General features: G+C 57.3%; 1 protein-coding gene. It reads right to left on the bottom strand.

Annotated elements, in window-relative coordinates; genetic code table 11:
* On the bottom strand, positions 1 to 255 hold a 255-nt coding region (locus V6D42_RS20300; RefSeq protein WP_333514386.1), incomplete at both ends, for an AMP-binding protein.

The raw sequence follows: 255 nt of genomic DNA, 5'->3' as shown, positions 1-255 counted from the left end.
ACTCAGGATCGTCCGGTTGCCGTCAAGAAGAATGACCTCGCCCGTATAGCTGTCCGGCACTGAAATGCCTTCCTGTTTCAAGAGAAGCTTCGCACCGCTGTCCTGTAGGATATATTCAATCCGCTGATCCGGATAGTCAGGGTCAATCGGCACAAATGCCGCTCCCGCCTTCAGGACACCAAGCACCGCGGCGGACATTTCAAGCGACGGCTTCGTCAGAATGCCGACGCGCTCATCCGCGCTGATGCCGCAGTC

This window comes from Bacillus sp. 0909A, from assembly GCF_036765115.1.
Taxonomy (GTDB): Bacteria; Bacillota; Bacilli; order Bacillales; family Bacillaceae; genus Bacillus; species Bacillus mojavensis.
Note: the sequence above shows the minus strand (reverse complement) of the source record. Positions and strands in the feature narration are given on the sequence as shown.